Genomic DNA, 12,961 nt, shown 5'->3' on the forward strand with positions numbered 1-12,961 from the left:
TATCGTAATTTAAACCATCTAAATGGCAATGAGAATCTACTAACATATTAATTTATAAATCTTTTTAGTTTAATAAGAAATGACAGGATCAAGGTTTCAGCGGTTAAATTATTATTCTGTATTAATAGCTGACGAAGCTCAGTCAATTCTGATTGTAGTTGAGTAATTTTATCTTGTGAAAACTGTGCTGAGAAATTGGTTAACCATTCCAGTTGGTCGGTATTAACAATATAATCAATGCTCACGCCTCGATTCACCTTTTGTAAATCAAGTAAAATAAATTGTAACCAAGATAGTTTCTCTAATATGCGATCAGAAATGATTTCACACAATCGAGTGATAGCGGCAGGTTGTTGTGTAAGTAAAGTTATATTCGAAAATATCTCTTTACGTAAATCATCATCGCCATTATTTAAATAACTTAGTGTATGTAATGGTGCACCGTGGTTTATGCGAATAGCAGTCAGTGTTGGACTTTCTATCGGAAACTGCTGTTGCAACCATGTAAGTGACTCTTGCTCTGGCGGTGCTGGTAAATGTAGCTTTTGACAACGGCTATAAATAGTTGGTAATACCTGCGCCTTATTTTCAGCGAGCAAAATTATATAGCTACCATCACTTGGTTCTTCTAATGTTTTAAGTAAGGCGTTAGCAGACGCCATATTAAAACTTTCAGCATGTTCGATGATCACCACTTTGTTACCAGCAAGCTGTGAACGTTCGTTCAACTTCTGGCTGATATTCCTTATTTGATCAACACCAATAATTTTACCTGGTTCAGTTGCAACCAAATAATAGTCAGGATGGACACTGGTCTCAAATAATTGACAAGGATGACACTCATGACAAGGCTCCCAACCGATAGGCTCTTTGCATAATAATGTTTGAGCAAGTGTCTGTGCGTATGATAATTTGCCCATACCGCTCGCACTGGTGATAAACAAAGCATGATGTAAACGACCTGCTGTCATTTGCGTTTGCTGTTTTTCCCAATGAGGTAGTAACCATGGATATAACATCTAATTAATCAACATTTTTGTTATGACAATCTACATTAGCGGTTAATACATCTCGGATCTGCGATTGAACATTATCAATATTCTGCCCCGCATCAACACAATAGATGGTGTCATCCGCTTCTGCAAGTTCTTGATACTTAGCACCAATACGCTGGAAGAATGACAATTGCTCTAATTCAATACGATCTAACTCACCACGTACTTTAGCGCGTTGTAAGCCAATAGCAGGATCGATATCCAATAATAGCGTCATATCTGGTTTGAAGTCACCAATCGCAACTTGGCGCAATGTGTTTAATACACTAATATCAAACCCACGACCACCGCCTTGGTAAGCAATAGAAGACAGATCATGACGATCACCAACAACCCATTGACCTTTAGCTAATGCAGGTTTGATTATATTTTCAACTAATTGTGCACGTGCGGCGTACATGAGCATTAGCTCGGCAGATCCAGTCAATGCTTCTTCATTATCCACTTCTTTAACGATAGCACGCATCTTCTCGGCCAATTTTGTGCCACCCGGTTCGCGAGTTGTGATCACATCCGTGATCCCCTGCTCTGCTAACCAATTAATAACGGTACTTACAGCGGTACTTTTACCTGCGCCTTCAAGGCCTTCGATTACTAAAAATTTTGCTTGCACAATAACTCTCTTCAATTTATTTCTTTAAAATGTATTTGCGAACGGCACGATTGTGTTCTTTTAAATTCTTTGAAAAATAATGACCACCGTCACCACTTGCAACGAAATATAAATAACTGGTTTTGGCTGGATGTAGTGCTGCATCAATCGATGTTTTGCCCACCATAGCAATAGGTGTTGGCGGTAAGCCTCTAATTACATATGTGTTGTAATCTGTTTTTTGACGTAAGTCTTTACGACGAATGTTACCTTTATAATCATCACCCATACCATAAATAACTGTTGGATCAGTTTGTAAACGCATGCGCTTATTTAATCGGTTAATAAATACAGACGAAACAGTTGTTCTTTCGCTTTCCAAACCGGTTTCTTTTTCAATAATAGAAGCAAGAATCAATGCCTCGTAAGGACTTTTCAGCGGTAAATTCTTATCTCTTGTTTCCCAAGTCTGATTTAAATATGCTTGCAGTTTTTTATGTGACTTTAAATACAATGCAGAAACTAGCGTTCCTTCTGGATAAAAATAAGTTTCGGGTAACATCAAACCTTCCAGTTTTGAATTTTTGATGTTTAACAGCTGCGCAATCTCAATTTCAGATAAGCCGGCAGTATCATCAATCATGCCTGAAACTTGCGTTAACTGCTTACGCCATTCTTTAAATGTTGAGCCTTCAATAAAAGTGATTTTGTGTTGGAATTCATCCCCAGCAACAAGGTGTTCAAATAATGTTTTAAAATTCCAGCCCGCCGTGACTTTATACGAACCAAGTTTGATATTGGTAATCGTCGGATACTGTTTGAAAAATAAACGCAAGAATACTTTAGATTCAAAATTCGGTTCTGCAATCAACTCATTGGCTATGGATTGCGCAGTATCACCAGAAGCAACAGCTAAAATATGATCGGTTTTAACACGTTCAATTGATATGAAAGCTTGATAGCGTGAATAAAAAAGTACGCATGTAATTAACAGAATGGTAAATAGTAAGGAAATAGCAGTAATTATCTTTTTCATGGCTCTATGCGGAAATTAAATTCAGCGCACATTTTACACCAATGAAAAAGTGTTTGATACATGCAAGGTGTGTTTAATCACCTTGCATGTGAAGATCAGATAAGGAAAGTCACGAATAAATCATGTTTGATTTAGAAAAGTGAGTGATTCCCTATCTAAGATTATACCGCTGATATCTTAGTCAGCCTTCTTAAATAGAAGCGAACCGTTCGTACCACCAAAACCAAATGAGTTAGATAATGCATACTCCATGGTTACAGGTCGAGCACCGTCAGTGACATAATCCAGATCACAACCTTCACTCGGATTTTCCAAGTTAATTGTCGGTGGTAATATTTGATCTCTCAAAGCAAGGATCGTAAAGATGGCTTCGATAGCCCCCGCAGCGCCAAGTAGATGACCTGTCATTGACTTTGTAGAGCTAACGGCAAGTTTATAAGCATGTTCACCAAACACCGACTTAACAGCCGCTGTTTCAGCTTTATCACCAGCAGGTGTTGACGTGCCATGTGCATTTACATAACCCACTTCACTTGCTTTAATACCAGCATCTGCAATGGCATTATTCATTGATAATGCAGCGCCTGCGCCGTCTTCTGGAGGTGACGTCATATGAAATGCATCGCCACTCATACCAAAACCAGCCAGTTCAGCATAAATTGTTGCACCACGCGCAACAGCATGCTCATACTCTTCCATCACTAAAATACCAGCACCATCACCCAAGACAAAACCATCACGGTCTTTATCCCACGGACGGCTTGCTTTTTGTGGTTCGTCATTTCGAGTAGATAGCGCTTTAGCAGCACCAAAACCAGCCATGCCCATTTCAGTCGAGCCTTTTTCAGCACCACCGGCAACCATCACATCAGCATCACCGTATGCAATCATACGTGCTGACTGACCAATACAATGGGTACCTGATGTACATGCTGTTGCAATCGCAATGTTTGGACCTTTAAGATTGTTACGAATTGAAACATGACCAGCAACCATATTAACAATCGTTGACGGTACAAAAAATGGACTCACTTTACGTGCGCCACCTTTAGCAAAATTATGTACGTTTTGCTCAATAAGTCCAAGGCCACCGATGCCAGAACCGATCGCAGTACCAATTCGGGTTGCATTAAGATCTGTAATGACAAGACCTGAATCTATTAATGCTTGCTCAGCTGCTGCGATCCCGTACTGGATAAATAAATCCATTTTACGACAATCTTTACGGTTAATACCGACAGCTTCAGCATCAAAGTCATTAACTAAACCAGCAAACTTTGTTGAAAAATTAGTGGTATCAAAGTGCTCAATATTTTCAATGCCGCTGATACCTGATTTAATTGCTTCCCATGATGACGCAACAGTGTTGCCAACGGGTGAAACAATACCTAATCCTGTAATTACAACTCTTCTATTAGCCACACTCTTTCTCCAAATAGGCAAAAAAAAAAGCGGTCTTGCGACCGCTTTTATATATTTATAAAGTCATTGTTAAAACAACTTTACTTTGATTATCTCTCATTGAGAAACTAATCAGCCGAATTATTCAGCGCTAGAAACAACGTAGTCGATTGCAGCTTGAACAGTAGTGATTTTCTCTGCTTCATCGTCTGGAATATCAGTATCGAATTCTTCTTCTAGAGCCATTACAAGTTCAACAGTATCTAGAGAATCAGCACCTAGGTCATCAACGAAAGAAGCTTCGTTTTTAACTTCTTCTTCTTTAACACCAAGTTGTTCGATAATGATTTTTTTTACGCGTTCTTCGAAGTTACTCATTTTTACTTTCCTTAAAAAAAATATAAAGCTTTTGATTAGCAGTTTATTGATTACTTATAAACTTGCAACCCTTAAATCGGTGGTCAAACCACGATTGGTGAAAAAGATCGCAAATTTACAACCAAAATCAAATATAAATGGCTATGCCATGTACATTCCGCCATTTACATGGATGGTTTCACCCGTGATATAGCTTGCACCATCAGATGCTAAAAATCCAACAGTTTCAGCTATCTCAGCAGTACTACCGAGGCGACTGGTTGGTACTTGAGCTAAAATCGTTTGTTTTTGTTCTTCGGTTAATTCATCAGTCATATCTGTTTCGATAAAACCTGGTGCTACCGCATTGACTGTGATGCCACGAGACGCAACTTCACTTGCAAGCGATTTAGTAAAACCTAATAGGCCTGATTTAGCCGCGGCATAGTTTGCTTGGCCACCATTACCTGTAGATCCTACGACTGAACCAATATTAATGATACGACCAAAACGTTGTTTCATCATGCCACGTAAGCAAGGCTTACATAAACGGTATAAAGAGGTCAAGTTGGTATCAATAACATTGCACCATTCATCTTCTTTCATACGTAAGAAGATATTATCAGCTGTAATACCAGCGTTATTCACTAGAATATCAATGTGCCCTACTTGAGCTTTAATTTCAGCATATAATGCATCCACTGAATCTTGATTTGTCACATTAAGTTCCAAACCAAAGCCGGCATCACCTAAATAAGCGCCAATACGTTCAGCACCTTGTGCAGAAGTTGCGGTACCAATAACTTTGGCACCTAACTTTGCAAAATGTTCCGCAATTGCGCGACCAATACCACGGCTTGCGCCTGTAACGAGTACTGTCTTACTTGAAAAACTCATTTACTTATTCCTATTGTTATGCAAAATCAGCAATTGTTGCTTGATTATTTACTGCACTACCTTTGATTGTTTTATCAATACGCTTAACAAGGCCTGTTAATACTTTACCAGGACCAAATTCATATAATTCGCTGATTTGTTCTTGTGCCATTGCCTCAATCACTTCAGTCCAGCGTACTGGCATATAGAGTTGACGTACAAGTGCATCTTTAATGCTTGCTGCATCAACGGGTGCTGCAACATCAACATTATTGATTAGTTTGATAACAGGAGCATTAAAAGTTACTTTTTCTAATGCTAATTTTAATTCATCGGCAGCAGGCTTCATTAATGAGCAATGAGAAGGCACGCTTACAGGTAAAGGCATTACACGGCGAGCACCTGCTTCAACACATAATTCAGACGCTCGAGCAACTGCCGCTTTATTACCCGCAATCACGACCTGTCCTGGCGAGTTAAAGTTTACCGCTGAAACAACTTCGTCTTCAGCCGCATTTTTACAAGCCGCAATAATTGCATCATTATCTAATCCGATAACAGCAGCCATTGCGCCAATACCTTGTGGTACCGCTTGCTGCATTAATTGTCCACGCAACTCAACAAGTGCAATTGCATCTTCGAATTTAATTACGCCAGCACATACTAATGCTGAGTATTCACCTAAGCTATGACCAGCAACTAATGTTGGTTTAAAACTTTCTTTCGCAGCGGCGATTCGCCACAATGCAACCGATGTAGCCAATAATGCGGGTTGCGTGATATGAGTTTGGCTTAATTCTTCAACCGTTCCATTTTGCACTAAATCCCATAGATCATAGCCAAGAATGTTGCTTGCTTGCGTAAACGTCTGCTCTACAACAGGATGTTCTGAAGCGAGATCAGCAAGCATACCAATTGCTTGTGAACCTTGACCTGGGAATACTACTGCATACTTTGACATAAATTACCTATAAAAAATTAATAAAGATTCATGTATCAATTCGAAAATGAACTTATCTAACTAAAAAGTAATATGAGGATATCGATTGAATTTTTCAAGTGAAGGGGCAAATTAAATTATAAAAATTGAATCTTAATCAATGACATCAAGACTTGCGGATATTTTATCTACTAATCCACTTTCAACTTCTTTTACAGCCTGTTCAATTGCAAACTCAAAAGCAACCTGCTCAGCATTACCATGACTCTTAATTACAATACCCGGCAATCCTAACAAAGTTGCTCCGTTATACTGGTCGGGTTTCAAACGTCTTAGGCTGTTCATTATCAGTGGTTTGACCAATAAAGATAATAATTTAGTAAATATGTTGCTATTTGATACAGATGTTAACTGAGAAATAACCAAGTCAACAACACCTTCGCTTGTCTTAAGTGCAACATTTCCCGTAAAACCATCACATACAATGACATCGACCTTACCTGAGAAAATGTCGTTGCCCTCAATAAAACCAATATAGTTTAGATTTTGATGTTCGGAGAGTAATTGTGCAGCATGTTTAACTAGATCATTGCCTTTAATATCTTCCTGCCCAACATTAAGCAATGCGATACGAGGAGATGGAATATTACCGACATGTTCCGCAAGCGCTGACCCCATTAATGCAAATTGAAGTAATGCATCAGCATCACAGCTTACATTAACACCTAAATCAAGCATGTATACAGGTTCTTTTGTAACAGAAGGTAGTGTTGAAACAAGCGCTGGTCGATCAACAAATGGAAGAACTTTAAGTAAGTGTCGTGAAAGCACCATAAGCGCACCGGTGTTACCAGCACTCACGCACGCTTGCGCTTTATCATCACGAACAAGGTTCAATGCCATACGCATAGAGGATTGCTTAAAATTTCGCAGCGCTAAAGCTGGAGCAAGATCCATGGGTATATCATCGAGACTAGGAATTATTGTACAACGAGATTTAATAGACGTAGAAGTATTCTGTAATAATGAGGTTATTTCAGCTTCGTTACCGACAAGGTAAATAGAGAGATGTTTATACTTTTTCAGTATATTGATTGCGGCAGGGATAGTGACATGGGGGCCGAAATCGCCCCCCATGGCATCTAACGCAATTGTTAGATTAGGCAAAGTAATATAACTTATTTGTTAATTACTTTAACGCCTTTGTAGTAACCATCAGCTGTAACATTGTGACGTAGGTGAGTTTCACCAGAAGTCACGTCAACAGTTGTAGCTGCTGCAGTTAGAGCGTCATGTGAACGACGTTGACCACGACGTGAACGAGTTACTTTACTTTTTTGTACGGCCATTGACCTATACTCCTAATTACTTGCGCTTTAATTCAGATAAAGCTGCAAATGGGTTGGGCTGCTCATCAGCAGGCTCGATTTCACCAAAACTCATATCATGAGGATTCACTGAACAATCTTCCTCTTCGTGCAAAGCAACAAGCGGTAAATTGATAATCACTTCATCTTCAATGAATGAAATCGGATTGATTTCGCCATTTGCGTCCAATTCAATGGGCTCATAAGCATCTGGCAGATCTTCGACCTGAGAATCATTTTTCACAGGACTATATCTAAATTCGGTGTCACAAGCTTGCTTAAATATCCCGCCACAGCGCTGACATTCAAGGTTAACGGTTAGAGATACGCTACCCTGTATCACTATAAGACCTTGATTGTCTTTACCGAACGAAATTGATACCTGAGCATCACTTGGTTCACCTGCCGTTGCATCCGTAATACGTTTCAACAGACGAGCTTCAACACTAGTGTTAAAGTCCAATCTTTGTTGAGCAGTACGATAAGGATCAACAGTTACTGGTAGTTTTACCTTTTTCATAGGTTGCGGATAATATAGATTCATCATGTTAGAGTCAAAAGGAAAATGAAAAAAAATCAAATTTTCCTACAAAAATAGATCACTTGCCGTTAAAATCATCAAATAACTAAATAATTGATGATAGATAAACCATGAGACCTAAACTGATCCTTGCTTCAACATCACCATTTCGTAAACAGATATTAGAAAAACTAAACTGCCCTTTCGATACCTTCAACCCAAAAGTTGATGAGACCGTCAAGCCAAACGAAACGGCTGAAATGCTAGTATCACGGCTAGCGCTAGAAAAAGCTCAAGCTGCCAGTCGAGAGTATAGTAACTCAATATCTATCGGATCGGATCAGGTTTGTGTCATTAATAACGAAATAATAGGTAAACCAGGTAATTTTGAAACAGCTTTTGCACAATTATCTGCCGTTTCTGCACAAAATATAACTTTTTACACAGGGCTTTCCGTTGTAAATCAATGCTCAGGTCGTACAGATACGATAGTTGAAGAGTTCATTGTGCACTTTAGAGCATTAACGGAACACCAAATTAGCTACTATCTTGAAACTGAAAAACCTTATAATTGCGCTGGCAGCTTTATGTGCGAAGGACTCGGTATTGCGTTATTTTCTAAATTAGAAGGTAAAGACCCAAATACTTTAATCGGATTGCCACTAATTAGTCTAGTCGCCATTTTACAAGAGCAAGGCTATGATGTTTTAGCCCGTTAAAGATATCTAAAAATAAAAAAGCCAACATCATCGATGTTGGCTTATAAAATAATCTAATTATATTTATGTTAGCGGTATTAGCACTTTTTCAATTTTTCTAATGCTCTTACTAATGCCATATCTAACGGTGCTTCAACTTCTTGGGTTTCTTCAGTTCCTGGATTAAAGAACTGTAAGCGCGCGGCATGCAGGAATAGACGCTTTAAGCCTAAACCGTTCATGTGCTTCGTAAAGTCGTTATCACCGTACTTGTCATCACAAGCAATAGGGTGACCAGCGTGTAATGCGTGTACGCGGATCTGGTGCGTTCTACCAGTAATAGGACTTGCTTGAATCAAGGTACCGTGTTCATAACGCTGAATGATCTTGAAACGAGTCTGAGATTGTTTACCCTCTTCATCTACACGTACAATTCGCTCACCAGAACTAACTGTATTTTTTAATAAAGGTGCGTTTACTACTTTAGTACTGCGTGGCCATGCACCAGCAACAAGTGCTTGGTAATCTTTCTGCATTGTTTTTAAACGCAGTTGTTCATGTAGTGCTTTTAGTGTACTACGTTTCTTCGCAACCAGTAAGCAACCAGAAGTATCACGATCAAGGCGGTGTACTAATTCCAGAAATTTACTATCAGGGCGAATAGCACGTAAACCTTCGATTAAACCAAAGCTTAAACCACTACCACCATGAACAGCCATTCCTGATGGCTTATTAATAACAATTAAGTAATTATCTTCATATATGATTTGTGTTTCTAGTGCTCGAACAGAATCTAGATTCGCAGATGGTGAAATAGCTTCTGTTTCAGAAACTCGCACTGGTGGTACACGCACAATATCATTTGGTTGTAGTTTATATTCAGGCTTGATTCTGCCCTTGTTAACTCTAACTTCACCTTTACGTATGATGCGGTAAATCATACTTTTTGGTACACCTTTTAATTTAGTGCGTAAAAAGTTATCAATGCGTTGCCCTTGATAATCTTCAGTGATAGTTACGTATTCTACTTTTGGTGCAATTTTATCGGTCATAATTATTTTATTGTCTAACTCAAAATGCGTATAAGTATCAATTTGAAAAATATTTCTAATTGAATGGAAAGTTAACTTGCTATATTAATACAGGCAGTGGGATAATACCCTCTGTACTGCTAAAAACATACAGCCAAGAATAATAATGGCTTTAGTATATCTGCTATTGAGGTAAATAATCATTTATTTATATCAATAATTTCAGAATAACCAGGATGTCGTTATTCTTGCTGCGGATGTTTAGCGTACATTTTGTAGATAAGGTGCACGTTGATAGGGAGTTTCATTTATCCAGCTGGATACCGCCTCCCCACAATTCAACTTCAATAAATCGCACCTTTCGAATGCAATTATACACGTTAGTTATTGATGGAATCTAATGAGTGCAGAAATAATCGTAAGACACTTGATCACATTTAGAGCATCTGATAGCGCCTTAATTTAAACAGCCGAGAGGTTGATTATCTTACAGACACAAGGCCTGATGTACATCTAACTAATTTATTCAAGCATGAAAATTAAATTATAAGTAATAAAAAACATGGAAAGAATGTTAATTAATGCGACTCAAAAAGAAGAGTTGCGCGTTGCGCTAGTTGATGGACAACGCCTTTATGATCTAGATATCGAAAGTCCGGGTCACGAACAAAAGAAAGCTAATATCTACAAAGGTAAAATTACTCGTGTAGAACCAAGTTTAGAAGCTGCTTTTGTTGATTACGGTGCAGACCGCCACGGTTTCCTCCCTCTTAAAGAAATCTCTCGCACTTACTTCAAATCAGGTTCAGGTAAGCAACGAGGACGTCCTAGTATTAAGGATGTCGTTGCTGAAGGTACTGAAGTTATTGTTCAGATTGAAAAAGAAGAACGTGGTAATAAAGGTGCTGCATTAACGACCTTTATTAGTTTAGCCGGTAGTTACCTTGTTTTAATGCCAAACAACCCACGTGCTGGCGGTATTTCACGTCGCATTGAAGGTGATGAGCGTACTGAACTTAAATCTGCTCTTTCTACATTAGAATTACCAGAGGGTATGGGACTGATTGTTCGTACTGCTGGTGTTGGTAAATCTGCGGAAGAATTAGATTGGGACCTTAAAGTGCTACTCAATCACTGGCAGGCAATCCAAGATAGTGCAAAAGATCGTCAAGGTACTTTCTTGATACATCAAGAAAGTAACGTAATCGCTCGTGCAATTCGTGATTATCTTCGCCGTGATATTGGTGAGATCCTTATCGATCATCCAAAAGCATTTGAAGAAGCAAAGAACCGTATCAAATTAATACGTCCTGATTTTATCGACCGTATTAAATTGTATCAAGGTGATGTGCCTTTATTCAATCATTACCAAATTGAAACTCAAATCGAATCAGCGTTCCAACGTGAAGTTCGCTTACCTTCAGGCGGCTCAATTGTAATTGACCCAACTGAAGCGTTAACATCTATCGATATTAACTCAGCGCGTGCAACACGTGGTGGTGATATTGAAGAAACAGCATTAAACACTAACTTAGAAGCCGCAGATGAAGTTGCTCGTCAACTGCGTTTACGTGACTTAGGTGGTCTTGTTGTTATCGACTTTATCGATATGGGGCCAGTTAAAAACCAACGTGAAGTAGAAAACTGCTTACGTGATGCTGTACGTCAAGATCGTGCTCGTATTCAATTAGGCCGTATCTCACGATTTGGTTTGATGGAAATGTCTCGTCAACGTATCCGCCCTTCTCTTGGTGAGTCAAGTACCCATGTTTGCCCTCGTTGCAATGGCCAAGGTACAATTCGTGATAATGAATCTTTAGCGCTTTCGATTTTACGTCTTATCGAAGAAGAGTCGCTTAAAGAAAATACTAACCATATTGTTGCACAAGTTCCAGTTCCTGTTGCCGCATACCTTTTAAATGAAAAACGCAATTCAATCTTACGTTTAGAGAAACGCTATAAAGTTAAAAGCTTTATTATTCCTAATGAGAATCTAGAAACACCTCATTTCGAAGTATCTCGTGTTAAAGCTGATGACGACAACTCAGATCTTTCAAGTACTGAACTTACTCAACCTCGTGAATTCACACGTTATGACCCAAAAGTAAATAACGAAACTGTCCAACCACTTGTGAAACAAATTGAGGCGTCTGAAGAAAAAATAACTAAGCCAACTCAAGTTGTTAAAAAAGCAACACCGAGTGCAAAACCGAAAGCTGTAAGTAAACCAAAACCAGCTAAGCCTGTTGCTGAAAAAGAATCGGTATTTAGCCGCCTTGGAAAAGCAATTTCAGGATTCTTTAATAACGATGAAAAAATCGTAGTAAAAGAGACGGTTAAAGAAGCACCGAAGAAGGCAGTAACAGAAAGAGCACCGACTAACCGTAATAGTGATGAACAGCGTAAACCACGTAACCGTCGCAATCGTAAGCCTCGTAACCCTGAAAATGTTGAAAAGCAGCAACAAAATGCAAATAAAACAGCAGATGTTGAGCAAAAACAACACAATAAATACGAAGCAAAACCTAAAGCACCAAGCCAAGCAAAACCACAAGTACCGAATCTCGACGCAAAGGAAGAAAACAGCCCTCAAACTCCAGCTGTTTTAGCCGAACGTCGTCAACGCCGTAATATGCGTAAGAAAGTACGAGTGAATAATAATGAACAGAAAGTATCTGCAGAATTAGGTCAAGAACCTGTAGCAACTGATGTTCCAAATAAGCCTAAGCGTGATGCAAATGCACAACCAGCTAAACGCACTCGTCGTAGCCCTAAACATGCTAAAACAAACGATGTAGAAAAAGCTGAGAATGCACCAGTTCAAACAGCTAAACCTGTTACCGCTGAAGCAGCTAAACCTGTTACCGCTGAAGCAGCTAAACCTGTTACGGCTAAAGCAGCTAAACCTGTTACCGCTGAAGCAGCTAAACCTGTTACCGCTGAAGCAGCTAAACCTGTTACCGCTGAAGCAGCTAGACCTGTTACCGCTGAAGCAGCTAGACCTGTTACCGCTGAAGCAGCTAGACCTGTTACCGCTGAAGCAGCTAGACCTGTTACCGCTGTAGCAGCGAGACCTGTTACAGAGCGG

At 39.2% G+C, this 12,961-nt stretch carries 13 protein-coding genes; 2 read left to right on the forward strand and 11 right to left on the reverse strand.

Annotation, left to right across the window (positions count from 1 at the left end):
- Positions 1 to 47 precede the first annotated feature (47 nt).
- The 10 genes from holB to yceD form a co-directional block, all read right to left on the reverse strand.
- Positions 48 to 1,019, reverse strand: a complete 972-nt coding sequence (gene holB / locus QNK26_RS11315) for a DNA polymerase III subunit delta' (RefSeq protein WP_319223002.1) — start codon at positions 1,017 to 1,019, stop codon at positions 48 to 50.
- 4 nt (positions 1,020 to 1,023) lie between these two features.
- Positions 1,024 to 1,668, reverse strand: a complete 645-nt coding sequence (gene tmk / locus QNK26_RS11320; protein WP_319223004.1) for a dTMP kinase — start codon at positions 1,666 to 1,668, stop codon at positions 1,024 to 1,026.
- 16 nt (positions 1,669 to 1,684) lie between these two features.
- Complete coding sequence (mltG, locus tag QNK26_RS11325) at positions 1,685 to 2,683, reverse strand: endolytic transglycosylase MltG (protein ID WP_319223006.1); 999 nt, start codon at positions 2,681 to 2,683, stop codon at positions 1,685 to 1,687.
- A gap of 177 nt (positions 2,684 to 2,860) precedes the next feature.
- Positions 2,861 to 4,105 (reverse strand): beta-ketoacyl-ACP synthase II, encoded by a 1,245-nt coding sequence (gene fabF, locus QNK26_RS11330; protein ID WP_319223008.1) that lies wholly within the window; start codon positions 4,103 to 4,105, stop codon positions 2,861 to 2,863.
- A 120-nt stretch (positions 4,106 to 4,225) separates the two neighbouring features.
- Positions 4,226 to 4,462 carry an acyl carrier protein gene (gene acpP / locus QNK26_RS11335; protein ID WP_019440310.1) on the reverse strand — a complete coding sequence of 79 codons (237 nt, stop codon included), beginning with the start codon at positions 4,460 to 4,462 and terminating at the stop codon, positions 4,226 to 4,228.
- Positions 4,463 to 4,603: 141 nt separating this feature from the next.
- Positions 4,604 to 5,338 (reverse strand): 3-oxoacyl-ACP reductase FabG, encoded by a 735-nt coding sequence (fabG, locus tag QNK26_RS11340; protein WP_319223012.1) that lies wholly within the window; start codon positions 5,336 to 5,338, stop codon positions 4,604 to 4,606.
- A 16-nt stretch (positions 5,339 to 5,354) separates the two neighbouring features.
- Positions 5,355 to 6,278 carry an ACP S-malonyltransferase gene (fabD, locus tag QNK26_RS11345; protein ID WP_319223014.1) on the reverse strand — a complete coding sequence of 308 codons (924 nt, stop codon included), beginning with the start codon at positions 6,276 to 6,278 and terminating at the stop codon, positions 5,355 to 5,357.
- 132 nt (positions 6,279 to 6,410) lie between these two features.
- Entirely contained in the window at positions 6,411 to 7,424 is a 1,014-nt protein-coding gene (plsX, locus tag QNK26_RS11350; protein WP_319223016.1) for a phosphate acyltransferase PlsX, read from the reverse strand.
- 11 nt (positions 7,425 to 7,435) lie between these two features.
- Positions 7,436 to 7,606, reverse strand: a complete 171-nt coding sequence (gene rpmF, locus QNK26_RS11355) for a 50S ribosomal protein L32 (protein WP_006033904.1) — start codon at positions 7,604 to 7,606, stop codon at positions 7,436 to 7,438.
- A gap of 16 nt (positions 7,607 to 7,622) precedes the next feature.
- Positions 7,623 to 8,171, reverse strand: coding sequence for a 23S rRNA accumulation protein YceD (yceD, locus tag QNK26_RS11360; RefSeq protein ID WP_319223021.1), 549 nt, complete (start codon positions 8,169 to 8,171; stop codon positions 7,623 to 7,625).
- A 104-nt stretch (positions 8,172 to 8,275) separates the two neighbouring features.
- Here yceD and QNK26_RS11365 point away from each other — a divergent pair, with 104 nt between their 5' ends.
- Entirely contained in the window at positions 8,276 to 8,863 is a 588-nt protein-coding gene (locus QNK26_RS11365) for a nucleoside triphosphate pyrophosphatase (RefSeq protein ID WP_319223023.1), read from the forward strand.
- A 77-nt stretch (positions 8,864 to 8,940) separates the two neighbouring features.
- Here QNK26_RS11365 and rluC read toward each other — a convergent pair whose 3' ends face one another.
- On the reverse strand, positions 8,941 to 9,894 hold the full coding sequence (gene rluC, locus QNK26_RS11370; RefSeq protein ID WP_319223025.1) for a 23S rRNA pseudouridine(955/2504/2580) synthase RluC: 954 nt from the start codon (positions 9,892 to 9,894) through the stop codon (positions 8,941 to 8,943).
- A 541-nt stretch (positions 9,895 to 10,435) separates the two neighbouring features.
- Here rluC and rne point away from each other — a divergent pair.
- A partial coding sequence (gene rne / locus QNK26_RS11375) for a ribonuclease E (protein ID WP_319223027.1) occupies positions 10,436 to 12,961 on the forward strand: 2,526 nt, incomplete at its 3' end.

This window comes from Moritella sp. (genome assembly GCF_033791185.1).
Taxonomy (GTDB): Bacteria; Pseudomonadota; Gammaproteobacteria; order Enterobacterales; family Moritellaceae; genus Moritella.

Bases quoted from the DNA above. Each gene is read 5' to 3' on its own strand.
- QNK26_RS11365 (WP_319223023.1), top strand. From the start codon at position 8,276: ATGAGACCTAAACTGATCCTTGCTTCAACATCACCATTTCGTAAACAG.
- fabD (WP_319223014.1), bottom strand. From the start codon at position 6,278: ATGTCAAAGTATGCAGTAGTATTCCCAGGTCAAGGTTCACAAGCAATT.
- rpmF (WP_006033904.1), bottom strand. From the start codon at position 7,606: ATGGCCGTACAAAAAAGTAAAGTAACTCGTTCACGTCGTGGTCAACGT.
- mltG (WP_319223006.1), bottom strand. From the start codon at position 2,683: ATGAAAAAGATAATTACTGCTATTTCCTTACTATTTACCATTCTGTTA.
- fabG (WP_319223012.1), bottom strand. From the start codon at position 5,338: ATGAGTTTTTCAAGTAAGACAGTACTCGTTACAGGCGCAAGCCGTGGT.
- holB (WP_319223002.1), bottom strand. From the start codon at position 1,019: ATGTTATATCCATGGTTACTACCTCATTGGGAAAAACAGCAAACGCAA.
- acpP (WP_019440310.1), bottom strand. From the start codon at position 4,462: ATGAGTAACTTCGAAGAACGCGTAAAAAAAATCATTATCGAACAACTT.
- rluC (WP_319223025.1), bottom strand. From the start codon at position 9,894: ATGACCGATAAAATTGCACCAAAAGTAGAATACGTAACTATCACTGAA.
- yceD (WP_319223021.1), bottom strand. From the start codon at position 8,171: ATGATGAATCTATATTATCCGCAACCTATGAAAAAGGTAAAACTACCA.